Annotated in this window: 22 protein-coding genes; 14 read left to right on the top strand and 8 right to left on the bottom strand. The window is 71.2% G+C overall.

The genetic code is table 11. From position 1 onward, the window contains the following. Window positions 1–11: 11 nt before the first annotated feature. The gene (locus OHN19_RS42655; protein ID WP_330269384.1) at window positions 12–1,247 is read right to left on the bottom strand and encodes an acyl-CoA dehydrogenase family protein; all 1,236 of its coding nucleotides are present in this window, start codon (window positions 1,245–1,247) and stop codon (window positions 12–14) included. A 197-nt stretch (window positions 1,248–1,444) separates the two neighbouring features. Here OHN19_RS42655 and OHN19_RS42650 point away from each other — a divergent pair, with 197 nt between their 5' ends. From OHN19_RS42650 to OHN19_RS42630, 5 genes are all read left to right on the top strand, one after another. Continuing rightward, window positions 1,445–2,983 (top strand): AMP-binding protein, encoded by a 1,539-nt coding sequence (locus OHN19_RS42650; RefSeq protein ID WP_330269383.1) that lies wholly within the window; start codon window positions 1,445–1,447, stop codon window positions 2,981–2,983. A 36-nt stretch (window positions 2,984–3,019) separates the two neighbouring features. Continuing rightward, window positions 3,020–3,625, top strand: a complete 606-nt coding sequence (locus OHN19_RS42645; RefSeq protein ID WP_330269382.1) for a histidine phosphatase family protein — start codon at window positions 3,020–3,022, stop codon at window positions 3,623–3,625. A 138-nt stretch (window positions 3,626–3,763) separates the two neighbouring features. After that, window positions 3,764–4,954, top strand: coding sequence for an acetyl-CoA C-acyltransferase (locus OHN19_RS42640; protein WP_330269381.1), 1,191 nt, complete (start codon window positions 3,764–3,766; stop codon window positions 4,952–4,954). A gap of 19 nt (window positions 4,955–4,973) precedes the next feature. Then, complete coding sequence (locus OHN19_RS42635; protein ID WP_330269380.1) at window positions 4,974–5,927, top strand: PDR/VanB family oxidoreductase; 954 nt, start codon at window positions 4,974–4,976, stop codon at window positions 5,925–5,927. Window positions 5,928–5,991: 64 nt separating this feature from the next. Then, a complete protein-coding gene (locus OHN19_RS42630; RefSeq protein WP_330269379.1) occupies window positions 5,992–6,852 on the top strand; it encodes a 3-hydroxybutyryl-CoA dehydrogenase in 861 nt (286 codons plus the stop codon). Window positions 6,853–6,878: 26 nt separating this feature from the next. Here OHN19_RS42630 and OHN19_RS42625 read toward each other — a convergent pair whose 3' ends face one another. Then, window positions 6,879–7,241 (bottom strand): helix-turn-helix domain-containing protein, encoded by a 363-nt coding sequence (locus OHN19_RS42625; protein ID WP_330269378.1) that lies wholly within the window; start codon window positions 7,239–7,241, stop codon window positions 6,879–6,881. 83 nt (window positions 7,242–7,324) lie between these two features. On the opposite strand from OHN19_RS42625, the gene OHN19_RS42620 reads away from it, so the two are divergent. Further along, on the top strand, window positions 7,325–8,233 hold the full coding sequence (locus OHN19_RS42620; RefSeq protein WP_330269377.1) for an NAD(P)-dependent oxidoreductase: 909 nt from the start codon (window positions 7,325–7,327) through the stop codon (window positions 8,231–8,233). 98 nt (window positions 8,234–8,331) lie between these two features. Here the strand turns inward: OHN19_RS42620 and OHN19_RS42615 are convergent, their stop codons facing one another. The 3 genes from OHN19_RS42615 to OHN19_RS42605 all read right to left on the bottom strand — a co-directional run bounded on the left by OHN19_RS42615 (window position 8,332) and on the right by OHN19_RS42605 (window position 10,996). Beyond that, window positions 8,332–8,862 (bottom strand): cupin domain-containing protein, encoded by a 531-nt coding sequence (locus OHN19_RS42615; RefSeq protein WP_330269376.1) that lies wholly within the window; start codon window positions 8,860–8,862, stop codon window positions 8,332–8,334. An 80-nt stretch (window positions 8,863–8,942) separates the two neighbouring features. Then, the gene (locus OHN19_RS42610; RefSeq protein WP_330269375.1) at window positions 8,943–9,995 is read right to left on the bottom strand and encodes an aminoglycoside phosphotransferase family protein; all 1,053 of its coding nucleotides are present in this window, start codon (window positions 9,993–9,995) and stop codon (window positions 8,943–8,945) included. Beyond that, a complete protein-coding gene (locus tag OHN19_RS42605) occupies window positions 9,992–10,996 on the bottom strand; it encodes a C-terminal binding protein (RefSeq protein WP_330269374.1) in 1,005 nt (334 codons plus the stop codon). The genes OHN19_RS42610 and OHN19_RS42605 overlap by 4 nt, the downstream gene beginning before the upstream one ends. A 765-nt stretch (window positions 10,997–11,761) precedes the next feature. Here OHN19_RS42605 and OHN19_RS42600 point away from each other — a divergent pair. Then, window positions 11,762–12,991 (top strand): MFS transporter, encoded by a 1,230-nt coding sequence (locus OHN19_RS42600; RefSeq protein WP_330294138.1) that lies wholly within the window; start codon window positions 11,762–11,764, stop codon window positions 12,989–12,991. 72 nt (window positions 12,992–13,063) lie between these two features. Here the strand turns inward: OHN19_RS42600 and OHN19_RS42595 are convergent, their stop codons facing one another. Next, entirely contained in the window at window positions 13,064–13,843 is a 780-nt protein-coding gene (locus OHN19_RS42595; protein ID WP_330269372.1) for a fumarylacetoacetate hydrolase family protein, read from the bottom strand. A gap of 184 nt (window positions 13,844–14,027) precedes the next feature. On the opposite strand from OHN19_RS42595, the gene OHN19_RS42590 reads away from it, so the two are divergent. Beyond that, a complete protein-coding gene (locus tag OHN19_RS42590; RefSeq protein ID WP_330269371.1) occupies window positions 14,028–15,059 on the top strand; it encodes a LacI family DNA-binding transcriptional regulator in 1,032 nt (343 codons plus the stop codon). An 86-nt stretch (window positions 15,060–15,145) separates the two neighbouring features. Here the strand turns inward: OHN19_RS42590 and OHN19_RS42585 are convergent, their stop codons facing one another. Beyond that, window positions 15,146–15,739, bottom strand: coding sequence for an NAD(P)H-dependent oxidoreductase (locus OHN19_RS42585; protein ID WP_330269370.1), 594 nt, complete (start codon window positions 15,737–15,739; stop codon window positions 15,146–15,148). 272 nt (window positions 15,740–16,011) lie between these two features. On the opposite strand from OHN19_RS42585, the gene eno reads away from it, so the two are divergent. The 6 genes from eno (at window position 16,012) to OHN19_RS42555 (ending at window position 22,189) form a co-directional block, all read left to right on the top strand. After that, entirely contained in the window at window positions 16,012–17,322 is a 1,311-nt protein-coding gene (gene eno / locus OHN19_RS42580; RefSeq protein WP_330269369.1) for a phosphopyruvate hydratase, read from the top strand. Between the two features lie 61 nt (window positions 17,323–17,383). After that, window positions 17,384–18,388, top strand: a complete 1,005-nt coding sequence (locus tag OHN19_RS42575) for a VOC family protein (protein WP_330269368.1) — start codon at window positions 17,384–17,386, stop codon at window positions 18,386–18,388. A 25-nt stretch (window positions 18,389–18,413) separates the two neighbouring features. Beyond that, window positions 18,414–18,965 carry a carboxymuconolactone decarboxylase family protein gene (locus OHN19_RS42570; RefSeq protein ID WP_330269367.1) on the top strand — a complete coding sequence of 184 codons (552 nt, stop codon included), beginning with the start codon at window positions 18,414–18,416 and terminating at the stop codon, window positions 18,963–18,965. 49 nt (window positions 18,966–19,014) lie between these two features. After that, on the top strand, window positions 19,015–20,115 hold the full coding sequence (locus tag OHN19_RS42565) for an alcohol dehydrogenase catalytic domain-containing protein (RefSeq protein ID WP_330269366.1): 1,101 nt from the start codon (window positions 19,015–19,017) through the stop codon (window positions 20,113–20,115). Window positions 20,116–20,249: 134 nt separating this feature from the next. After that, window positions 20,250–21,155 (top strand): LysR substrate-binding domain-containing protein, encoded by a 906-nt coding sequence (locus tag OHN19_RS42560; protein ID WP_330269365.1) that lies wholly within the window; start codon window positions 20,250–20,252, stop codon window positions 21,153–21,155. 143 nt (window positions 21,156–21,298) lie between these two features. Continuing rightward, window positions 21,299–22,189: a 3-hydroxybutyryl-CoA dehydrogenase gene (locus tag OHN19_RS42555; protein WP_330269364.1), complete on the top strand. Its 891-nt coding sequence runs from the start codon at window positions 21,299–21,301 to the stop codon at window positions 22,187–22,189. 119 nt (window positions 22,190–22,308) lie between these two features. Here OHN19_RS42555 and OHN19_RS42550 read toward each other — a convergent pair whose 3' ends face one another. After that, on the bottom strand, window positions 22,309–22,989 hold the full coding sequence (locus OHN19_RS42550; RefSeq protein ID WP_330269363.1) for a GNAT family N-acetyltransferase: 681 nt from the start codon (window positions 22,987–22,989) through the stop codon (window positions 22,309–22,311). Between the last annotated feature and the right edge of the window lie 63 nt (window positions 22,990–23,052).

Raw genomic sequence — 23,052 nt, 5'->3', positions numbered from 1 at the left:
TTGGAGGTCTCTTAGTTGCCGGGAAGCCGTGAGAACGGCGCCCGGTCCGTCCGCGGCTCCGGCGGCAGTTTCAGCACGCGTTCGCCGATCAGGTTGCGCTGGATCTGGTCGGTGCCTCCGGCGAGGCGGTAGCCGGGGGCACCGAGCAGGTGCTGGGTCCAGGCGAAGGTGCCCGGTTCGCCGGTGTCGGCGCTGATCCGCGCGCCCATGAGCTCGGCGGCGACCTGGCCGGTGCGGGTGAGCAGTTCGGACGCCATGAGCTTGGTCAAGGAGGCCTCGGGGCCCGGCCGGCCGCCGGCGGCGCTCGTGCGGGCGACCCGGTCTACGGTGGCGGCGCGCAGGGCGGTCCGCACGTACAGGTCGGCGAGGAGCTGGCGGGCCAGGGGGTCGGTGGTGCGGCCGAGGGAGCGGGCGAGCGCGAGGACGTCCGGGAAGGTGCCGCCCTTGCGGCGGTTGCCGCTGCCGGAGGCGGTCCGCTCGAAGGCGAGCGTGGTGGTGGCGACCTCCCAGCCCTGGCCCGGCCGCCCGATCCGCAGGGCGTCCGGGACGCGTACGCCGCTGAGGAAGACCTCGTTGAAGGAGGCGCCGCCGCTCATCTGCCGGATGGGGCGCACCTCCACTCCGGGGGCGTCCATCGGGACGAGGAAGGCGGAGATGCCGGCCTGTTTGACGACGTCCGGGTCGGTGCGGGCGAGCAGCAGGCCCCAGTCGGCGAACTGGGCGCCCGAGGTCCACACCTTCTGGCCGTCGATCACCCACGCGTCGCCGTCCTGACGGGCGCGGGTGCGCAGGGCGGCGAGGTCGGATCCGGCGCCGGGTTCGCTGAAGAGCTGACAGGCCAGCAGGTCGGTGCGCAGGAACGCGCGGGCGTACTCCTGACGCTGCTCGTCCGTCCCGAACAGGGAGACGGCCATCGCGACCAGGCGCACGGTGACGCTGATCAGCTCGGTGGACGGCGGCACCTCGAACGCGGACTCCTCCTGGGCGAAGACCGCCACGTGCGCGGCGGTCAGGCCCGCGCCGCCCTTGTCCGCGGGGAGCGTCAGCGCCTGGTAGCCGGCGTCGAAGCGGGCCCGCTGGTAGGCGCGGCAGCGCTCCAGCAGCAGGAGTTCCTCGTCGTGCGGAAGGTTGTGGAACACGGCGAGGTCGGCCTCTGCCGCGGACTCCTGGGACCGCGCCGGTTCCAGCACGGTGGCCAGCCACTGCCGGACCTGCCGGCGCCATGTGTCCGGATCGGGCTGGGACATGGCTCCTCCTCGACTACTTACCAGACGACGGATTGAGTAACGGCGAGCGGCGCGCTTGCCACGATGACACCTGAAGCATGCGGCAATGGCTTCATCCGGAATCAGAGTGTTCCGTACTTTCTTGATAAACGCTACAGTCTCAGCATCCCTCTCTCCCGTCGGCATCGGGAGAGGACCGAGGAGCCGCCGGAGGAGCCATGTCGCTGCTGCCACTCGACCGTCGCGCCCAGGACACACCCGACGAACCCGCCCTGGCGGACGACCTGGGCGTGCTCACCTGGTCCGGCCTCGCCGACCAGGTGGCGCGGGCGGCGGTCCGGCTGCTGGAGTTCGCGCCCGGACCGGACGACCGGATCGCCGTCCTCGGCGACAACGCGATCCCCACGCTGGTGGCCCACCTGGCGGGTCTGCGCGCCGGAGTGGGGACCGTGGCCACCTCCCGGAACCTCACCTCGGGAGAACTGGTCGACCAGATCATCGACGCGGGCGTGACCGGGATCGTCGCCGGACCGGTCGGCGCGGGTGCCGCCCTCGACGCGGCCCGGGAGCTGGGGCTGCCGATCGTGACGCACGGAACCCCGGCGGCCGGGCACGCCTTCGACTGGGACCTCTGGCTGGCCGCCGCGCCCGCCGATCGCACCCTGCCGACGGGCCGGCCCGCCCGGCCCCCGCTCGTCTACACCTCGGGGACCACCGGACGGGCCCGCGGCACCGAGGTGCGCTGGGTCGGCGGACCGGTCGCCGACAGTGCCGCCTACCTCGCCGCGATGTCCGCCCGGCCAGGCTTCCCGCCGGGCCCCCACCTGGTGTGCGGTCCCCTCCAGCACAACGCGCCGCTGACCTCGCTGCGGCACCTGGCGGCCGGTGAACCGGTGGTCGTGCTCGGCCGGTACGACCCGGAGACGTTCCTCAGCCGGGTGGAAAGGTGGCGCGTCTCCTCGACGGTGATGGTCCCGACCCACTTCCAGCGGCTGCTCGCCCTGCCGGACGACATCCGCTCCCGCTACGACGTCTCCAGCCTGCGGCAGGTCTCCCACACCGGCTCCGCGTGCCCACCGGACGTCAAGCGCGCCATGATCGACTGGTTCGGTCCGGTGCTGACCGAGTCGTACGGCGCCAGCGAGGCGGGGACGGTGGCCCGGATCAGCAGTGCCGAGTGGCTGGCGCACCCGGGCTCGGTCGGCCGCGTCCGGCCCCCCTTCGAGGTACTGGTCACCGACGACGACGGCCGGCAACTGCCGTCCGGCGAGCGCGGGTTGCTGGCCTTCCGCGCTCCGGACGACCAGGGCGTGCGCTATCACGCGGACCCGGACAAGACCAAGGCCGCCTACCTCTCCCCCGGCGTCTTCACCCTGGGCGACATCGGCTACGTCGACGCCGACGGCTACATCTTCATCACCGACCGGGCCGCGGACGTCGTGGTCTCCGGCGGGGTGAACCTGTACCCGGCCGAGAGCGAGGCGGTCCTGCGGCAGCACCCGGCGGTCGTCGAACTCGCGGTGATCGGCGTACCCGACCCCGACTTCGGCGAGGCGCTGCGGGCGCTGGTCGTGGTGGCGGGCGACGAGCCGCCGGCCGAGGAACTGGACCGGTTCTGCCGCGAGCGCCTCGCCGCGTACAAGTGCCCGAAGTCGTACGAGATCGTTCCCGAGCTGCTGCGCAACGCCATGGGCAAGCTCGACAAGCGCGCGATGCGCCGCCCCTACTGGAGCTCGGAACGGACCATCGCCGGCTGAGCCGCTCCCGCTCCCCCGAGAACGCAAGGATCACCCATGACCGAACTCCTCCTCGTCCGGCACGGCCTCCCCGTCGCGGGCGTGTTCGACCCGGGGCTGTCGCCCGAGGGCACCGCCCAGGCCGAACGCCTCGCCGCGTGGCTCGGCCACGAGGACCTCGACGCCCTGTACGTGAGCCCGTTCCGGCGGGCCCGCGAGACGGTGGCACCGCTGGAACGGCTCACCGGCATGACCGCGACGGTCCTCGACGACCTGCGCGAATGGGACACCGACGTGTCCCAGCCGTACACCCCGCCCGAGCAGATCGGCACGGGCGACCCCCGGTCGGCGGCGCTCGCCGAGGGGCGCTTCGAGGACTTCGTGCCCGACCTCGACTGGGACGCCTTCCGCGAGCGGGCCGTGCGCGCCATGGACACCATCCTGGACGCCCACCCCGGCGGGCGGGTCGCGGCCGTGTGCCACGGCGGCATCACCAACACCTACCTGGCGACGGTGCTCGGCCTGCCGACGATGTTCTGGTTCCACCCCGGCTACACCTCGGTCAGCAGGGTGCGGCGCATGCCCGGCGGACGGATCGTCCTGCACTCGGTGAACGAGACCGCCCACATGATCGCCGACCGCGCCACCGACCCGGTCGCCTGAATCCGCTGCCCACGGGCGTCGCCACGGTCGGCTGTACCCACTGCCCACGCGCCGTCGCCACGGTCGCCCGAATCCTTTGCCCACCCGCCGTCGCCCCGGTCGCCTGATCCCGCTCCCACCCCCAGGAGGTCCCCGGCCATGCCCGGATCCGTCATCGTCGCCGGCGCCAGGACGCCCATCGGCAAGCTGATGGGCGCCCTGAGCACCCTGTCCGCAGTCGATCTCGGCGCCCACGCCATCCACGCGGCACTGGCCGCCGCCCACGTGGACCCGCAGGCCGTGCAGGCCGTCGTCATGGGCCATGTGGTGCAGGCCGGGGCGGGCCCCAACTCGGCCCGGCAGGCCGCGGTCCGCGCCGGGATCCCCTTCTCGGTGCCGGCGAGCACCGTCAACAAGCTCTGCCTGTCCGGGTTGCACGCCATCGCCCTGGCCGACCTCATGATCGCCTCCGGCCGTCACGAGGTGGTCGTCGCGGGCGGCATGGAGTCCATGTCCGGCGCCCCGCACCTGCTGCTCGGATCACGCACCGGCTGGAAGTACGGCCCGTCCGCGGTGGCGGACGCCCTGGACCGCGACGCCCTCGTCTGCGCCTTCGACGCCGTCTCCATGGGCGCGGCCACCGAGCGGTACCAGCAGCCGTTCGCCCTGACCCGGCAGGAACAGGACGAGTACAGCGCGCTCTCCCACCAACGGGCCGCCCACGCCCGGGAGTCGGGCGCGTTGTCCGAGGAGATCGCGCCCGTCACGGTGGCCGGACGCCGGGGCGAGACGGTGGTGGACGCCGACGAGGGCGTACGACCGGACAGCACCGCCGAGAGCCTCGGCCGTCTGCGGCCGGCCTTCTCCGGCACGGGCACCGTCACCGCCGGCAACTCCTCCCAGCTCTCCGACGGAGCGGCGGCCGTCGTCGTGATGAGCGCCGAGCGCGCCCGCCGGGAGGGCCTGACACCGCTCGCCGAGATCGGCGCCTACGGCACGGTCGCGGGCCCCGACCCCTCCCTGCTCGTCCAGCCGGCGGGCGCGGTCCGTGACGCCCTCGACCGGGACGGCCGGCTCAAGGCCGCAGACCTGGACCTGTTCGAGATCAACGAGGCGTTCGCCGGGGTCGCCCTCGCCTCCGTACGCGAACTGGACGTCCCGCTGGACAAGGTGAACGTCAACGGCGGCGCGATCGCCCTCGGCCACCCGGTCGGCATGACCGGGGCCCGCCTGGTACTGACCCTCGCCCAGGAGCTGCGGCGGCGCGGCGGCGGCAGCGGAGCGGCGGCCCTGTGCGGAGGCGGCGGCCAGGGCGACGCGCTGCTGCTGCACGTACCGGCACAGACCTGAGACCCGGAGCGCACTCACCATGAACGACCGACTCACCCTGACGGTGGCCTCCCGCACCCCCGTGTCCGACGGCGTGGTCAGCCTCACCCTGCGGCGTCCCGACGGCGGTCCGCTCCCCTCCTGGACGCCGGGCGCCCACATCGACGTACTCCTGGACACTGACGCGGGCGACCTGGTGCGTCAGTACTCCCTGTGCGGAGACCCGGCCGACCGCGGGGCCTGGCAGATCGCGGTACTGCGCGAGCCACAGGGCCGCGGCGGGTCCGCGTACGTCCACGACCGGCTGCTCGAAGGGGCCGGGGTGCGGGTCCGCGGCCCGCGCAACAACTTCCCCCTGCGGCCCGCCGCCCGCCATCTGTTCATCGCCGGCGGCGTCGGGATCACGCCCATCCTTCCCATGGTCGAGGCGGCCGAGGCCGCGGGCGCCGACTGGAGCCTGCTCTACGGCGGCCGCACCCGGACCTCCATGGCCTTCCTGGACCGCCTCGCCCCGCACGGGGACCGCGTCCTCGTCCGCCCCCAGGACGAGTACGGCCTGCTGGACCTCGCCGGCCACCTCGGGGTGCCCAAGGAGGGCACCCTGGTGCACGCCTGCGGTCCCGAGCCCCTGCTGCGGGCGGTGCAGGAACACTGCGCGGGCTGGCCGCCCGGCACGCTGGGCGTCGAACGCTTCGCCCCGGTGCAGGCCGCCGAGACCGGTGCGGCCAGGGCCTTCGAGCTGGAACTCGCACGGTCCGGGCTCACCCTCACCGTGCCGCCGGACCGTTCGGTGCTCGAAACCCTGGAGGAGGCCGGCGTCGACGTCGACTTCTCCTGCCGGGAAGGCACGTGCGGCACCTGCGAGACCGACGTGCTGGAGGGCACACCCGACCATCGCGACTCGCTGCTGACCGAGGACGAACGGGCCGCCGGCGACACCATGTTCATCTGCGTCTCCCGCTCCCGCGGGCCGCGTCTCGTCCTCGATCTCTGACACCGCTCACCTCCCGCTCACCCTCACCCTCACCCTCACCCTCACCGGAAAGGACGGCCCCCTGATGGATCCCGTCACCCGTCTCGGCGTCGTCGGCTGCGGCCTCATGGGCTCCGGCATCGCCGAAGTCGCCGCCCGCCACGGCATCGACGTACGCGTCGCCGAATCCACGCCGGACGCGGCCGATGCGGGCCGCCGCCGCGTCACCGCCTCCCTGGACCGGGGCGTACGGCACGGCAAGCTCAGTGCGGAGCAGCGCGATCAGGCCCTCGCCCGGCTGTCGTTCACCGTGGACCTGGGCGACATGGCCGACCGGCAGTTCGTCGTCGAGGCCGTCGCCGAGAACCGTGACGTCAAGACCGAGGTCCTGCGCGTCCTGGACAAGGCGGTCGAGGACCCGGCGGCGGTCCTGGCCACCAACACCTCCTCGATTCCCGTCGTCGATCTCGCCGTCGCCACCGAGCGGCCCGAGCGGGTCGTCGGCCTGCACTTCTTCAACCCCGTCCCCGTTCAGCGGCTGGTCGAGGTGATTCCCGCCCTCGTCACAGGCGCCGACACGCTGCGGCGGGCCCGTGACTTCGCCGGGCAGCTGGGCAAGGAGGCCGTCCAGGCGCCCGACCGCTCCGGCTTCGTCGTCAACGCCCTCCTCGTGCCCTACCTGTTGAGCGCGGTGCGGATGGTGGAGTCGGGCGCCGCCCGGCCGGACGACATCGACCGCGGGATGGAGCTCGGGTGCGCGCATCCCATGGGACCGCTGCGGCTGCTCGACCTCATCGGCCTCGACACCGCGCAGGCCGTGGCCGAGTCGATGTACGAGGAGTACAAGGAGCCTTTGTACGCCCCACCGGCCCTGCTGCGCCGCATGGTCGCCGCGGGTCACCTCGGCCGGAAGAGCGGACGGGGGTTCCACACGTACGAGAGCTGAGCCGCCCCCGGCCGGTTCCTGTGCGGCTAGCCGGCGGACACTTCGGCCACTCGGGAGCCTTCGCGGCGGATCCGCTCAACACCCCAGGCACCGAGCGGCTCAAGGGCGCGATTCAGTGTGTGCCCGTGCTCCGTGAGGGAGTACTCCACGCGCGGTGGCACCTCGGCGTACACCACCCGGTGGACGAGGCCGTCCTCCTCCATCTCCCGAAGGTGCTGCGTCAGCATCTTCTCGCTCACTCCCGGTAAGCCGCGCCGGAGTTCGGCGAAGCGACGTATCCCATGGGCTTCGAGTTCCCAGAGGATCAGTCCCTTCCACTTCCCGCTCACCACGTCGAGCGCGGCGTCGATGCCGCAGATGTAGGGCCCGCATCGGGGTGCCTTGGCCATCGCTGATCCCCTTACTAAAAGGTAAGTACCGCAGTAAATAGTGGGTACTTCCGACCCTAGCGGCGCTCTCCGAGCATGGAGGGGTGATCGAACAACCGAACTCCACCAGCAGGCGGAACAGCGCCGTCACCGTGCTCGGGCTGGGTCCGATGGGCCAGGCCATGACCCGCACCCTTCTCACCGCCGGGCACCCCGTCACCGTCTGGAACCGGACCGCCGGCCGGGCCGACGGCGTCGTCACCGCCGGGGCGACCCTCGCCACCACACCCGGCGAGGCGGTCGAGGCGAGTGACCTCGTGATCCTCAGCCTCACCGACTACCAGGCGATGTACGACATCCTCGGCGACGCCACCGCATCGCTCGCCGGCCGCACCCTGGTCAACCTGAGCTCCGACACGCCCGATCGCACCCGTGAGGCGGCAACCTGGGCGGCGGCCCACGGCGCGGGTTTCCTCACCGGAGGTGTCATGGTTCCGGCGCCGATGGTGGGGACCGAGGCGGCCCACGTCTACTACAGCGGCCGTGAGCAGGTGATGGAGACCCACCGGGCCGTGTTGGCCGCGCTCGGGACACCGAGGTATCTGGGCGCCGACCCCGGCCTCGCCCAGCTGATGTACCAGGCCCAACTCGCCGTGTTCCTCACCGGCTTGTCCGCACTGATGCACGCGACCGCGATGTTGGGCACGGCAGGGCTCAAGGCGTCGGAAGCGCTGCCGGAGCTGCTCTCCTTCACCGACTCGATCGGCGGCATCCTCAGGGCCGGTGAGAGGAAACCCGGTGTCGCGCTCGACGCGGGAGAGCACCCCGGCGACCTCAGCACCGTCACCATGATGGGTGCGACCGCCGACCACATCGTCGAGACCAGCGCGTCACTCGGCCTCGACCTCGCACTCCCCCGGGCCGTGCAGGCCCACTACCGACAGGCGATCGGGAGCGGCCACGGCAGCGACAACTGGACCCGCATCATCGACAGCATCCGACAGCGGTCCTGACCGGCTGCGCACGCGGTCGGAGGGCCCGGTGCAGGTGACCTGGGGCCCGTGGACAGGACCTGAGCGCCGTGCGCCTTCCCCGGCCACGGCGTCGGCCGTCAGCCGTCACGCTCGGTCCCGACCAGGACGAAGGCCACCGTCACCGGCCGGCCGCTGAGGTTGCGCCAGGCGTGCCGGGTGCCGTTCTGGATCACGATGTCCCCCGCGGAGAGCGGAGTGCGGGCGCCGTCGTCGAGTTCGAGGGTGATCTCGCCCTGGATCACGATGCCGTAGTCCACGGTCGGCGTCGTGTGCATGCCGTCGGGTTCGATGAGTTCGGCGATGCCGGGTGAGTCGGCCCGCTGTTCCCGGTCGAAGGCGACCGGGTCGAAGGCCGGGTCGGCGAACGCGGACTCCGGTGGGAAGGTCAGGACGATGAAGCGGGTGCCGCCGGGCGCCGGAAGCAGGCTGGTGACCTTCGGTGTGGGGTCCTCGCCCGCCCGGCTGACCGGTTGGCCCGGGTCGGTGGCCCACGGCAGCCGGGAGACCCAGCCCGGCAGGCTGGTGAACTCCCGGCTGCGCGGCACGGGCCCGTCGCTGACGACGACCGACCTGCCGTTCTCGTCATGGCCGGTGACGACTCTGCGCATGGTCTCTCCTCGTTGGGTCGGCCGGATCCGCCGGACGGTCGGTCACGCGGGGTGGCGGGTGCCGGCCGCCGGACGGTCGGTCACGCTTGGTGGCCGGTGCCGGCCGCGGTTTGGGTCTCCAGGGCGGTCGCCCAGGCGTCCAGCACACCGGTCACCGTGGACGCGGGGGCCCGCAGCAGGGCGGTGGCCACTGTGCGGACGAACAGGCGGTCGCGGTCGTCGGTGAGGTACTCCACCGGGGACTTACCGTCCACCCGGGCGAGCAGCAGTGCGGGCAGCAGCGAGGCGGCCCGCGCCTCCAGGATCGACCGGGGTTCCCAGTCGACGTGCCGGACGTACCGCTCGGCCAGCGCCTGGGCGGACCGCAGGAGTTCGGCGCGGCGACCGGGCACGACGAGGCTCTTGAGGAGCAGGTGGTTGACGCAGAACGCCAGGTCGAAGGCCGGGTCGCCGTACCAGGCGCACTCGGCGTCCAGCAGCACCGGTCCCGTGGGGCCCACGAGGATGTTCTTGGGGCTGACGTCGCCGTGCACCAGGGCCAGGCGGGTGCCGGCCGTGCGGTCGGCCAGGCTCCGGAGGATGTCGGCCAGGCCGGGGTGCGCCGCCGCGGTGGCCAGCAGGTACGGCTCGATGCGCAGGGCGTGGAAGTTGTCGTCCGTGGCGAACTGTGCGGCGAGGGCCGGGTCCCCGGCGCTCGCCGCGTGCAGGGCGCCGAGCATCTCCCCGAGAGCGGCCGCGGTCGTCACCTCCACCTCACCGGCCAGGAGTTGGGACTTCCACATGGGGTAGCGCTCGGCGGGCAGGTACGCCATCGCGAAGAGGCCGGCTTCGGGGTCGTGGGCCAGCAGTTCGGGCACGCTGTCCGGCCGGTGCCGGGACGCGAACCGCATCCACGCCCATTCGTAGGCGTTGCGCGAGACCGGTGCCTCCCAGTCGGCGGCGACCCGCAGCCGGGCCAGGGCCCGTTTGACGCACAGCGACCGGCCGGGCAGGTCCACCCGCCACAGGTCGGAGGAGACCCCGCCCGCCAGCGGTGTCCAGTGCGCGGCTTCGCCGGGAGCGGCGAGCCCGTGGGCGGTCAGGAAGCGCGACAGCGCGGGGTCCGGGCTCTGCGGCACGGGGGCGGCGCTCATCGCCGGTCGGCCGATCCGGCGGGCCGGAGGCCGGGGTCGTTGCAGGGATGTGCCGGTGCCTCGCCGGCGAGGATCCGGACGACCTCCTCCGCGGCGCGGCGGCGCAGTTCCGTGACCGAGGCGTCGGAGGAGAAGGCGACGTGAGGGGTGAGCAGCGCGCCGGGCTGGTCCAGCAGAGCGGCGGGGACGTGCGGCTCGCTCTCCAGGACGTCGAAGGCCGCTCCGGCGAGGTGACCGCCGTCCAGCGCCTTGATGACGGCGTCGGTGTCCACCAGTCCGCCACGGCTGACGTTGACCAGCAGCCCGCCCGGCTTCATCAGCGCGAGCCGGTCGGCGCCGATGAGGTGGTGTGTGCCGGGCGTCAGCGGTACGTGCAGGATCACCACGTCGCTTCGGCGCAGCAGCTCCTCCAGGCCCACCGACTCGACTCCGGGCGCCTCCTTCGGCGGGTGCGGGTCATGGGCCAGGATCCGGCAGCCGAACGCGCCGAGCTTGCGGGCGGTCGCGCGTCCGATCCGGCCGAAGCCGACGACACCGCAGGTCAGCGCGGACAGCCGGCGCAACCGGGCACCGGCGGGGTCCCAGCGACCCGTGCGGACCTCCCGGTCGAACACGGCCAGGCCCCGCGTCCAGGCGAGGACCATGCCGACCGCGTGGTCGGAGACCTCCTCGACGCAGTAGTCCGGCACGTTGGTGACCCATACGCCCCGCTCGGTGGCGGTGTCCACGGCGATGTTGTCGAGGCCGACGCCCAGTCTGGCCACGATCCGCAGGTCCGGCGAGGCGCCGACGGCGGTGGCGGAGACGGGGGCCCAGCAGGTGAGGATGCCGGCGGGCCGGTGCTCGGCCACCAGTGCCTCGACGGTCGCGGCGGAGGAGGGTTCCGCGGGGCCGGACACCAGCGTGTGGCCCGCGCTCTCGATGACGGACCGCTCGACGGAGTCGTCGGGCCAGGCGTAGTCGGTGAGCAGCACGGTCGCTGGGCGGCTCGGTGGTGTCATGGCAGATCGTCCTCGCAGAATCGTACGGCCGCCGCGGACGGCCGGGCTGGGCGCCCGGTCGCGTCCGGTCAGCGGGTCTGAGCATCACCGGGACGGCGGCCGTCGGCTTGTCCGATGGCCCACGGCCGCCGTGGATGAGGGTGAGGTGGGTCGCTGGGCTCGGTCGGGAAATCGCCGGCGCTCTCCGACTCGTGGTCGGAGGGTGCCACCGCTGGGCCCCTGGAACTGGGTCGCAAGACGCCGGGGCACGTCGAATTCACTGTGTCACAGCCACGCGATGCTAACGATAGCACTGTGGGTCTGCACATCGTCAAGAACGCCTCTCCGGGCGGCCGACCTGCGCCCCGCCCCGAAGGAGGCGCACCCGCTCAGCACGGGAAAGCGCCGGCATCCCGGGAAATTCGCGCGCACATCTTGACGCGCCGGGCACTTCCCTTCATGGTTTCTGCCAACCCCGACCGTGCGGCCGACAAGTGTTCGCACAAGGTCCGGTTGTCGAAGACGCCATAGCCACGGACGTCCCCGACGGGCGCTACAAGGCTGAATTCGCACGCGGTGTCCGACCGCGCGGCGGCCGCTCGCCCGTATTCCTTCACCCGGCGCCGATATCGCCGTCGCCGACTCGAGTCCGTGTTCACCTCATCGCTTCCCGTCATCGCCGTACGCCTTCGTGCGGCGACGGATCCGCCGCGGCCTGCCGCGCCCTCTTCCTCATCAGGAGCCGCAATGACTCACGCAGCGCAAGTCGACACCAGTGCAGTCCCCGTGAAAGCCACCCGGGAAAGCGGCCGTCCGGCCGTCTCCCGGGCCATGATCGGTGTGGGCTTCCTGCTGGTGGTTCTCTCGTACATGGTCAACGCGATGGACCGCCAGGTCTTTCCGCCGCTGCTCCCCGACATCCGTACCGAGTACGGGTTCTCCCTGGAGCAGGGCGGGCTGCTGGCGACGAACTTCACGCTCGGCATGGCCCTGGCCGGCCTGCCCGCGGGCTATCTGCTGGACCGGTTCCGGCGCAAGACCGTGCTGCTGGTCAGCATCGTGATCTACTCCGTCGGCACCATGGCCACCCCGCTGGCCACCGGCTTCGCCGACATGACCCTGTACCGGGTGGTCTCGGGCTTCGGCGAGGGCATGCAGTCCGCCGCGATCTTCGCCGCGATGGGCGCCTTCTTCGTGCAGCGGCGTGGTCTCGCGTTCGGCGCGATCGGTGTGGGCTACTCCGTGGGCGTGTTCATCGCCCCGCTCATCGGCGTCGAGCTCGCGAGCACCCACGGCACCTGGCACTCGCCCTTCTACCTGTTCGGCACGGCCGGGCTGCTGATCGCCGCCGCATCGCTGTTCCTGCTGAAGGCCGGTCTGACCGAGCACTCCGCGGAGAAGGCGGCCTCGACCGCGACCTACGACCACATGCCGGCCTCCGCCTACAACCGCAACACGGTGGCGCTGGCCGTCCACTCGGTCGTCAGCGGCGTGGCCATCTACGGGTTCCTCGGCCTCTACCCGACGTACCTCATCACGTCGCTGCACTACTCCGCCGGACAGGCCGCCCTGGCCATGAGTTTCCTCGGCTTCGGCGGGATGACAGCCCTTTTCGGCGGCTGGCTCGGCGACCGCGTGAACCAGCGCAATCTGCTGATCCTGAGCCTGCTGGCCGTCTCCGCGATCAGCGTGTGCATCTACGACACGCAGGCGGGCGTCGGCGTGCAGTGCGTGTTCGCCTTCCTGATGGGCGCCTTCGGCCTGGGCTTCATCTATCCCAACAGCAACAGCGTGATGCAGCGGGCCGTCCGTCCGTCGCAGATCGGCCGCGCCTCCGGTCTGTTCGTCACCAGCTACTACGGTCCGGCGGCCTTCTCGGGCCTGCTGTTCGCCGCCCTGGTGGACGCCTTCGGCTGGGACCGGGCCGGACTCCTGCAGGTGACGCTCCTGCCGCTGGCCGGCGTCGTCGCCCTGGTCTTCGTCCGTCCGGGGCAGTTCAACAACGCGGTCCGCTGACACGCTGAAGGGGCTGCCCACCAAGACTGGTGGGCAGCCCCTCTGCCACGCTCCGACTGCCGGCTCCCGCGCTCAACGCCCCTCGGCCACAACCGGGTTGCGCAGGACGCCGATGCCCTCGACCTCGACCTCGACCTCGTCGCCCGGGCGGATCGGCCCGACCCCGGCGGGTGTACCGGTCATGATCACGTCCCCGGGCAGCAGCGTCAGGTAACGGCTGAGATAGCTGACGAGGTCGGGCACGGGGAGCATCAGGTCGGCGGTGCTCGCCGACTGCGTGACACGGCCGTTCACGCGCGTGGTCAACGAGAGGGCGGACGGGTCGAGTTCGGTGGCGATGACCGGTCCGAGGGGAGCGAAGGTGTCCTGCCCCTTCCCGATGAGCAGTGTTCCGTATCTGCTTTCCTTGCGCTGGACGATGCGGTCACTGACGTCGTTGCCGCACGTATAGCCGAGGATGTACTCATGGGCTTCGGCCGGTTTCACATGGCGGGCCTTTTTTCCGATGACGACGACCAACTCACCCTCGAAATGGATGAGTTCGCCATCGGCCGGATAAACAATGGCGTCACCCGGCCCCACGACCGCCGTGCTCGGCTTCATGAAGCACACGGGAACGTCGGGGACATCACGGTCGGTCTCGTCGACATGTGAGGCGTAGTTGTAGGCGAACCCGAAGATCCGGGGACTCTCGACCGGCGACAGAAGGACGACGTCACCCATTTCGTCGAGAACTCCCGAAGGGGTCAGTCCCGTGAAGGGATCGCCCTCGAATCGGGCGATGGTGACGTCATCGGATTCGAGTTCTCCGTAGTGACACGCGCCGCCGACGGCATACCTGACGATCCGCACGGACACCTCCGTACTTGGGCAGCCAAAGGCGGCTGCACGGCCCATTCAGCAATGCTAACGTTAGCACAATGCGCATCGGCGCATCCCGTCCCCCGCTCCCCCGACCACGGAGCGCGACACCGGTGCTATCGTTGGCATACGGACAGTGACGGCCACGGGCGAGTCAGCCGGAGGGGACCTTTACGTGATCACGACCAAGGACATCGCCGAACGCCTCGGGATCTCCGTCTCGACCGTCGGCCGGGCACTCGCCGACGATGCCCGCATCAGCGAGGAGACCAAGTTCCGGGTCCGCCGGACCGCCTCCGAGATGGGCTACGTCGGCAACCGGGCGGCGCGGATGATGCGCGGCGCGTCCAGCAACGTGGTCGCCCTGGTGATCCCGGACATCCGCAACAGCTTCTACTCGACCATCGCGCACGAGCTCTCCAAGAACATGGAGGCCGAGGGCTTCCAGCTGATGCTCTCGGAGACCGACGACGACCGGATGGTGGAACTGCGCCATCTGCGGGAGCTGTCCGCGAACCGCGTGGCCGGCGTCATCATCGTGCCCACGGCCCGCCCGCACAACGAGTCCGTCAAACTCCTGCGCGCCGTACCGCACTTGCAGCTCCTGCGCCGCCACCCCTCGCTCGGCGCCCAGTGGTTCGGCGTGGACGACCACGAGGCACTGCGCCGGGCCACGGCCCACCTGGTGGAGCTGGGCCATACGCGCATCGCGTACCTGGGCGGCCCGGAGGAACTGCCCACGGGTGCGGAACGCCTGGGCGGATTCCGCGCCGCCCTGCGCGAGGGCGGACTTCCGGACGAGGCCGGGCGCGCCGAGTTGGGGCCGCCGTCGTCCGTGGGGCACGGACGCGAGGCGGTGCGCCGGCTGCTCCAGGAACGCGACGCCCCCACCGCGCTCGTCCTGGGGTCGATCCAGCTCACCCTCGGAGTCCTGGAGGAGCTGTCCGCGCAGGGCGTGAAGGTGCCGGGCGAACTGTCCGTGGTCGGGTTCGGGGACGAGCCCGGCTTCTCCTGGTGGGGGCCGGGGCTCACCACGGTCGGCCTGCCGATCCAGGAGATGGCGACCGGCTGCGCGCTGTGGCTGCTGCGTCGCCTCAAGACCGAGCCGGGCAACGACGGCCCCTACACGTCGGTCTCCCCCGGGTCCCTGGTGCTGCGCGGCAGCACGGCACCTCCCGGCGGACGGTCTCCGTCCACGTCCGCCTGAAGACAAAACCCCCGTGACCGGCTGTGCGCGGGAACGTGGAGGTGCCCGGAGCGCTGCGCTCCGGGCACCTCCACGTTCCCGCGCGGTCAGTACGTTCCGCCGCGCAGTCGGCGCATGACACCGGCGGTCCGTCCGAGTTCGTCGAGCATCTGCTCGGCGGCGGCCTCGTGGATCTTCCCGGGCCGGAAGGCGCCGTCGTCGACCTGTTCGCCGATGAAGGGGATGCTCACGGTCGGCCCGATGGGCAGCATCCTGAGGTTGGCCACGACCTGCTTGGCCATCTGCACCGCCCGGGTGCCCGCCGAGACGCCGCCGTAGCTCACGAACGCCGCGGGCTTGTGCTGCCACTCCACCACGAGGTAGTCCCAGGCGTTCTTCAAGGGGGCCGGAAAGCCTCCGTTGTACTCGGGGGTGACGAACACGAACGCGTCCGACGCGTCGACGATCTCGCTCCACGCACGCGTGTGGCTCTTCGTGTACTGCCGCAGAGCGGGCGGGTTCGGCTCGTCGTAGAACGGAAGGTCCAGTTCGCGGAGGTCGACCAGGTGCGACTCGAACTGGTCGTACTCCGCGACCCGGGAGGTGAACCAGTCCGCGACGGACCTGCCGACCCGTCCGGGACGCGTGCTCGCCACCACGGTGGTGAGGGTCATGGGTGCCGCAGAGGGCTGGGAGGTCATGTCGGGCTCACTTTCCTGTCGGGGTTATGCGAACGATAGCACTGGCTCTGCAGAGCCGAGTGAGAGGCGTGAACTCCTTGGCCGGGTTAGGGAACTCTCCTCCAGCTCTTGACAGAACCACCCGCACTTCGCACGATTGCGCTATCGATAGCACTGAGGATCCGCGCTGTGTCGCCGGGCATGTCAGGGCCTCCCCACGCCCCCTCGGTGCCACCACGGGCACGCTCCACGCCCCGTCCTTCGCACTCCCGACTCCGAAAGGTCGCACCGCAATGACAGACACGCGGATCGCCAAGCTCCACGGCCGCAGGGTGTGGGACTCACGCGGGCGGCCGACCGTCGAGGTCGAGGTCCACCTCGCGGACGGCGCCGTCGGCCGGGCCATCGCACCGGCCGGAGCCTCGACGGGGCAGGGCGAGGCCGTCGACCTGCGCGACGGCGGCTCCCGCTTCGGCGGCCTCGACGTCCGCCGTGCCGTCGGCTCCGTCAACACGGAGATCGCGCCCGCCCTCCTGGGGCTCGACGCGGCCGACCAGGAGACCCTCGACCGGCTCCTGGTGAACCTCGACGGCACCCCCGACCGCGGCCGCCTCGGTGGCAACGCCATCGTGGCCACCTCCATGGCGGTGCTGCACGCCGCCGCCGCGTCCGCGGGCGTACCGCTGTGGCGGCACCTGTCGGCCGGCCGGCCGGTCCGTATCCCCCTGCCGGAGATCCAGATCTTCGGGGGCGGCGCCCACGCGGACCGCCGTGTCGACGTCCAGGACTTCATGGTCGTCTGTCCCGCGGCACGCAGCTTCTCCGAGGCCCTCGACTGGACCGCGGAGATCTACCGGGCGGCCGGCAGCCTGATGCGCGAGGCGGGCAAGGCACAGGGAGTGGCGGACGAGGGCGGCTTCTGGCCCGCGTTCGACTCCAACGAGGAGGCGCTGGAGACCCTGACCCGCGCCATCGAGACCGCGGGTTTCACGCCCGCCGGCCAGGTCGGCATCTCGCTGGACGTCGCCGCCTCGCAGTTCGGCGGCGAGGGGCGCTACACGCTCGCGCTCGACGACCGCACGCTGGACACGGCGGCCCTCATCGACATGCTGGGCGACTGGATCGACCAGTACCCGATCCTGTCCGTCGAGGACCCGGTGGGTGAGGACGACCACGAGGGGATGGTGGAGTTCACCCGGCGCTTCGGCCACCGCTGCCAGGTGATCGGCGACGACTACCTGGTCACCGACGCCAAGCGGGTGGAGGCCGCCGCCACCGGCGGGGCGGCGAACGCGGTCCTCGTGAAGCCGAACCAGGCGGGCACGGTCACCGAGGCCCACCAGGCCCTGCGCGCCGGAAAGGACGCCGGCTTCGGCACCGTCGTGTCGGCCCGCTCCGGCGAGACCGAGGACGTCACGATCGCGCACCTGAGCGTCGGATGGGACGCGGGCCAGCTGAAGGTGGGCTCGTTCACGCGTTCCGAACGCATGGCCAAGTGGAACGAGGTTCTGCGTATCGAGGAGGACCTCGGCGATTCCGCGGAATTCAGCGGCTGGTCCGCTTTCACCTTCGGAGATTCCGGCCCTGCCACGACCAAGCCGTAAATCGACCCCGCACTATTACAGTCATCGAAATCAAGAGCCGCAATCGCGCACGGAGCCCAGCATGCTGCCACCCGTCAATCTGCGTCCGAGTTTCAACATCACCCGCTCCAGTCATGTCCGGCTCACGGTCGCGGATCTGGCCGAGAGCCGGAACTTCTACACGAGCGCCCTCGGGCTCATCGTCAGTGACGAGGACGAGCGCACCTGCCATCTCCGCGGCCTCGCCGAGGCATGTCATCACAGCCTCGTCCTGGAGCTGGACGAGGAGGGCGCGGGTTCCTGCCGGCGGATCGGCTTCCGGGTCTTCCTCGACGAGGACCTCGACATCGCCTACGGCTGGTTCCGCGACCGGGGCCTGCCCGCGGAGTGGGTCGACCTGCCGTACCAGGGCCGCACCCTGCACGTCAGCGACCCGGCGGGGACACCGCTGGAGCTCTGCGCGCACATGGAGACCCGCCCCAGGCTGCACATCGACTTCGAGCACCACCAGGGCGCCCACGTTCAGCGCCTCGACCACTTCCAGACGTTCGCGCCGAACACGTACGAGCTGACCGCGTTCTACGGCGAACTCGGCTTCCGCAACTCCGAGTACCTGGCCCACGGCGACAAGCTGCTGAGCGCGTTCATGTACCGCAAGGGCACCTGCCTGGACCTCGCGATCGTGGAGAACACCGGCCCCGCCCTGCACCACTTCGCCTACACCGTCTCCGAGAGCCGCGACATCTTCACCGCCTGCGACTGGGCGGGCCTCCTGGGCTACGGCGAAGGGGTGGAGCGGGGCCCGGGACGGCACGGTCCCGGCGGGATGCTCTTCACCTACCTCCGTGACCCCGACGGCCACCGGGTGGAGGTCTTCAACAGCCACTACCAGACCATCGACACCGAGGTCGAGCCGGTGCGCTGGGACGCGGGATCGCTGAGCACGAACGTCCGCTGGGGGCTTCCCGCGCTGGAGAAGTGGTACTTCGAGGCCTCGCCCTTCGTGGGGGTGAAACAGCTGCCGCCGGCCCAGGCGCCGCAGCCCATGACCCTCGAGCGGTTCCTGCTCGAACAGTCCGCGCACTGACCCCCTTCACTCCCCAGGAGACGACATGGCACGCGTTCCCTACCTGCGCCGCGAGGACGCGGACGAGGCGAACAAGCCCCTGTACGACCGGCTCGAAGCCGAGCGCAAGGTCCCGACGGCGAACATCTTCCTCGCCCTCGCGGGCGCGCCCGAGCAGTTGGACGGGTTCCTGACCTACGCCAACGCGCTGCGCGCCGCCGACCTCAGCCCCAGGCTGCGCGAACTGGCCATCCTGACCGTCGGTCACGCGACCCGCTCCGCCTACGAGGTCGCGCACCACCAGTCGCACGGCCTCAAGGCCGGACTCACCGAGGAACAGCTCTCGGCGGTGGGCGACTTCGAGTCTTCCGACCTGTTCGACGCGACGGAGAAGGCGGTCATGCGACTCGCCAAGGAGTCCACACTCCACGTCGCCGTCTCGGAAGAGACGTGGCGTGCCGCCGCCGACCATCTGACGGACCGGCAGATGGTCGAACTGTCCCTGTCCATCGCCTGGTACAACTCCGGCGTCCGCATCATGGGGCTGCTGGACATCGACCTCGAGGACAATTACCCGGATCCTTTCGCGAATTCATAGTTCTCGGCACTCAACTGCCCATCAAAACCGGAGTATTTCAATGGCGAAAATGCTCGCTGCACGACTGCACGCGCTCGGTGAGCCGATGTCCGTGGACACCGTCGACGTGCCCACTCCGCGGCCGACCGACGTGCTGGTGCGGGTCAAGGCGTGCGGGATCGTGCCGAACATGGCCAACGTGATCAACAACTGGCCCACCTGGTACCCGCACCAGCCTCTGCCCAAGCTGCCCGCGATCTTCGGTCTGGATCCGGCGGGCGTGGTCGAGGCGGTCGGCGACGCGGTGCTCAACACCAAGCCGGGCGACCGGGTCTACGTGAGCCCGCTGCGGTCCTGCGGCAGCTGTCAGATGTGCCGCGGCGGCGAGCTCAGCCGGTGCCGCTACTTCACCCTGAACGGCTACTTCAGCACCTCCCGCGACGGTCAGCGGATCTTCGACCTCTACCCGTACGGCGGCTTCTGCGAGTACATGACGGCTCCGCAGCACGCGATCGTCAACCTCCCGGACAACATGACGTTCGAGCAGGCCGGCAAGCTCGGCTACATCGGCACCTCGTACCGGGCACTCAGGTACGCCGGGGCCGGCCCCGGCCAGGTCGCGCTGATCGACGGGATCACCGGCACCCTCGGCGTGGCCTCCACGCTCCTCGCGCTCGCCTCGGGTGTCTCCAGGGTCCTCGGCACGGGCCGCAACGAGGAACTCCTCAAGCGGGTCAAGGAGCTGGCCCCGGACCGGATCGAGGTCATGCGGCTGGGCGAGGGCTCCACCGGCGCCTGGGCGAAGTCCCGCACCGGCGGCGAGGGCGCGGACTTCGTCATCAGCGCCCTGGGCGCCAAGGCCCCGGTGGAGACCATGCTGGACTCCATGCAGGGGGTGCGCCGGGGCGGCAGGGTGGTCAACGTCGGCGGCGTGGCGGACCGGCTCCCCGTGGACGTGAAGTGGCTCATGGACGAGCAGGTCCAGCTGATCGGCTCCAACTGGTTCAGCACCGCGCAGGGCCAGGAGGTCGCCGACATGGTGGCGACGGGGGCCCTGGACCTGTCCTACCTGATCACCAAGCCGTTTCCCCTGTCCGAGGTCAACGAGGCGATCTCGGGTCGCGCGACGGACCTCGACGGCGGATTCAGCAACTACGTCGTGCTCCCCTGACCGCCGGAGCACCTCGACTCACCCCGCGGTGATCCTGTTCTGCCCTGACACCACCGCGGGGTGTTCTCGCCACAGGCGGCCGTACCCACAGCCCGCGCCCTCATCGGCGCGGGCCCGGCAGGTCGGAGGAACCGGTGGAACTGCGCTGGCTGGAATCGTTCGTCGTCGTCGCGGAGGAACTGCACTTCGGCCGGGCGGCGGACCGTCTGCACCTGGCGCCGTCGGCGCTCAGCGCCCAGATCAGGGCCCTGGAGTCCCATCTGGGTGTACGGCTGATCGACCGGGGGCGACGCACCCGCCCGGCGCTGACCAGTGCCGGGCGACTGTTCCTCGAGGAGACGCGGCTGACCCTCGCCCAGGCCGCACGGGCCGTGGCGGTGGGCCGACGCGCCGGACGCGGAGAGCTGGGGCACGCCCGGATCGCGTACGTCGCCTCGGCCGCGTTCTCCGGGGTGCTCACCGACGTCCTCGGCCGATGCGCGGCTCCCGGCACCGCTCTGACGGTCCAGGTGCGGGAGTTGGAGACGCCGGCCCAGCTGGAGGCGCTGGCCTGCGGTGACATCGACGTAGGTTTCCTGCGCTGGAGGCCGGAGTACCCGTCCGACGTCACGGCCGCGTGCCTGCTCACCGAGGATGTCGTCGTGGCCGTGCCGGCCGACGCGCCGCTCGCGGCGTACGAGGCGATACCGGCGGCGGCGCTGCGCGAGGAGAGCTTCGTGGCCCCGCACTTCGACGAGGAGTACGGCTGCCGCGACCAGATCCTGGAAGTGGCCGCGCAGGGCGGCTTCAGCCCCCGCTGCGCTCCCCCGGTGCGGGACTACGTCGCCGCGCTGACCCTGGTGGGCGGTGGTCTCGCGGTGGCCCTGGTCCCAGACTCGTTGCGGCGCGCACACCTCCCCGGTGTGGCCTACCGTCCGCTGGCGGACGTACCGCTGACGACCCGTCTGGTGGGTGCCTACCGCAGGCAGGAGACGGCACCTGCGGTGCGCGGTGTGATCCGCCGGCTGCGGGAGGCCGCGGTCCCGACCGCCGCCGGCTGATCCGGGCACCACCGCGCCGACGCACCTTTGTGCGCGGATGACGCACTGTTTTCGCAGGTCAAACGGGGTGTGCCCGGCCTAGGCTCGACATCGCGGCGGCGCGATCGGCCGCCATCCAGACGGAGGAACAGGCGGAGGAGCGCATGACAGCGATCAAGCACGTGGGCGTCGTGGGAGCGGGCCAGATGGGTCAGGGCATCACCGAGGTCTGCGCCCGGGCCGGACTGCACGTGACCTTGTGCGACGTCACCGAGGACAGGGCCCGGGCAGGACTGGCGGGTGTGGCCGACTCCCTGCTCAAGGCGGAGAAGCGCGGTGCCGTCACTCCCGAGGACCGCGCCCTCGCGCTGGCCGGGGTCTCGGTCACCGCCGACCTTTCCCGCCTCTCGAAGGCCGAGCTGGTGATCGAGGCCGCCGTCGAGGACGAACGGGCAAAGACTCAACTGTTCCGGCAGTTGGACGAGGTCGCCGACCCGGCGGCCGTGCTGGCCAGCAACACGTCCTCCCTCCCCATCGCCAGACTCGCGGCGGCGACCGGCCGGCCCGAGGCGGTCGTGGGCCTGCACTTCTTCAACCCCGTGCCCGTGATGCCGCTGGTCGAGGTGATCCCGTCGTTGCACACCTCGAAAGCCACGGAACTGCGCGTGCGTGCCTTCGCGGCCGAGATCCTGGGCAAGAAGACGGTCGTGGCGCAGGACCGCGCGGGTTTCGTGGTGAACTCCCTGCTGGTGCCCTACCTGTTGGCGGCGGTACGGATGGTGAGTGCCGGCACGGCGAGCGCGGAGGACATCGACACGGGGATGACCGCCGGTTGCGCCCACCCGATGGGCCCGCTGCGGCTCGCCGACCTCATCGGGCTCGACACGGTCGCGGCGATCGGGGAGGCGCTGTACGAGGAGTACCGGGAACCCCTGTACGCCCCACCCCCGCTGCTGCGCCGCATGGTCGAGTCGGGGCTGCTGGGACGCAAGTCGGGGCAGGGGTTCTTCGACTACCGGGCGGCCGGGGAAGGCCCGGTGCGAAGCACCAGCTGATCACCCACGGACACGGCACCCCGCTCGCGGCTGTCGCTGACGGACGGCGACCGCGACGGCGCCACAAGCTCATTCACCGAGGACGGCTACTGGTGCCCGTCGGCGGTCGTTCAGGCGGGTCAGGAAGCCGTCTCGTGGAGGTCCGCGGGGCTGTCGTCCGCAAGGCCGAACATCGGCAGACAGGGCGGCAACCCCGCGACGGAGACACGGACATGCCGGTGCATCTCCCAGCGGGCTCGCGTCAGCCTCAACCGCCGCATGACCGCAGGCCGGCCACGCACCACATGCCGCTCGACGCCGTCGAGTTCGTAACCGTGTTTCATGGACACGGTGAACGAGGACGCGTTGTCCTCGAAGGCACCCGACACCGCCTCGAGTGCGTTCAGACCGGCGAAGGCCAGGTGCAGCACCGCGGCACGCATCTCGGTACCGATCCCTTGCCGCTGAAACCGCGCCCCGAGCCAGGAGGCGGTACTCACCTGCCGTAACACTGCGAAGTCCCGGGCGGCGACCGTCTGCAGGCCGACGACCCGGCCGTGGTCGAGGACGACGAGATTCAGGGCCCAGTTCTCGGGTGCCCAGTTCCCCCTGCGCAACCAGTGGTGCTGCACGACCGAGCGCGCCCGGTCGGCGGGAGGCAGGTCGGTCCACGGCACGAGGAAGGGCATGCGGTCCGGTTCGTGGATGCCTTCTGCCGCGAGCTCGCCCAACTCGGCGAGCTCGTCCTCGCCGGGCAGTCGCAGCTCCAGGCGCGGGGTACGCAGACGCAGTCCCACCAGGGGCCAGTGGTCGATCAGCATGCGCGCCATTGTCGAAGACGAGGGCAGCCGCGGTCATCTGCTTTCCACGCTCGGGCAGACGCG

It is taken from the genome of Streptomyces griseorubiginosus (assembly GCF_036345115.1).
Lineage (GTDB): Bacteria > Actinomycetota > Actinomycetes > Streptomycetales > Streptomycetaceae > Streptomyces > Streptomyces griseorubiginosus_C.
Note: the sequence above shows the minus strand (reverse complement) of the source record. Positions and strands in the feature narration are given on the sequence as shown.